Source organism: Cupriavidus phytohabitans, from assembly GCF_000426345.1.
Lineage (GTDB): Bacteria > Pseudomonadota > Gammaproteobacteria > Burkholderiales > Burkholderiaceae > Cupriavidus.
This window is the reverse complement of sequence record NZ_AUFE01000240.1, coordinates 1-1,254: the sequence shown is the minus strand read 5'-3', so window position 1 is coordinate 1,254 and position 1,254 is coordinate 1. Positions and strand designations below refer to the sequence as shown.

The following is a 1,254-nucleotide window of genomic DNA, read 5'->3' as shown; positions in this document are numbered from 1 at the left end:
CAATCTGGCAGGGCTTGCAACGCGTCATGGATTTCGCCGCCGGCATCAAGTACGCCAGGGAAATTGGTCACGAGTGACTTGTGTGTAATGCAATGGGTCTAAAGACGGTTCAGAAAGTCGAGGAGCTCGTCTGTCGGCTTGAAGCGTCCAGGCTTGCCGCGTCGCGGAGTTGCCTTCTCAAGGGCCTGTTCCTTCATCGCAAGGGTCGCTTCGACATAGATCTCCGTGGTTTCCACCGATTCATGCCCGAGCCACAACGCGATAACCGAGCGACGAACGCCTTGTTGCAGAAGGTCCATGGCCATTGTGTGTCTCAAACAGTGGACAGTGACGCGCTTCTGTTTCAATGACGGGCAAACCTCACACGCGGTCTTGCGCTGCTTGTTCAGCAGGTACTGCACACCGTGGACGCTGAGGCGTTCACCCCGCTCGCTGGGAAACAGGACCGTGCCATCGCCGCGTTGTGGTTCTCGCAACCACGCTTTCAGTACGGCGCGTGTGGATCTGGCGATAGGTGTACAGCGCTCTTTTCGACCTTTCCCGATCACGCGCACGTGAGCACCGGCGCCAAGGATCAGGTCCTCACGATTGAGCCCGGTCATCTCGGACAGGCGAAGGCCGGTCTGTACTGCAACCAATAGAAAGGCGTGATCGCGCCGGCCAGACCACGTGCCTTGATCAGGCGCGGCTAGCAAGGCGTCGACTTCAGGACGCGTCAGGAAGTGGACCAGCGTACGGGTGAAGCGTTTGCTAGGGATGGCAAGCACCCGCTGGATCTGGGCGGAATGGGCCGGTGTTTCGAGAGCTGAGTAGTGAAAGAAGGAATGAATTGCCGCGAGGCGCAGATTGCGAGTGCGAACGCTAACGCCCTGGTGCTTCTCAAGCTCATCGAGAAACGCGACAATCAGAGGAGCATCGATGTCCTCGAAGTTCAGCTGACACGGTGGCTTATGCAGGCGCTGCTGCACGAATTTAAGAAATTGCCGAAAGGTATCGCGATAGGAACTGATGGTGTGAGGACTCGCCTGACGCTGCTGCATCAGGCGCTGCGTGAAAAAACGCTCCAGTAGTGGAGCAAAGGTGGCCGAAGTAGTCATGGCCGGTCCCCCCAGCGCTGTTCGAGTCGGCGCATCGCCTCACGCATCAGTTCGGGCGAGCCGCTTACTCATGAGTCAGAAATATAGCGGACACATGGATGCCTGAAGAACGACCGCACGAGCTTCGGGTTGCGTCCAATTTGGGCAAGCTGCTCGT

General features: G+C 58.0%; 1 protein-coding gene. It reads right to left on the bottom strand.

Translation table 11 applies throughout. The annotated features are described in order from the left end of the window. Positions 1-98: 98 nt before the first annotated feature. Entirely contained in the window at positions 99-1,097 is a 999-nt protein-coding gene (locus K309_RS0135020) for a site-specific integrase (protein WP_029050491.1), read from the bottom strand. Positions 1,098-1,254: the final 157 nt, after the last annotated feature.

What these genes read in the sequence shown, in the direction of transcription:
- K309_RS0135020 (WP_029050491.1), bottom strand. Translation starts at nt 1,097, where the DNA reads ATGACTACTTCGGCCACCTTTGCTCCACTACTGGAGCGTTTTTTCACG.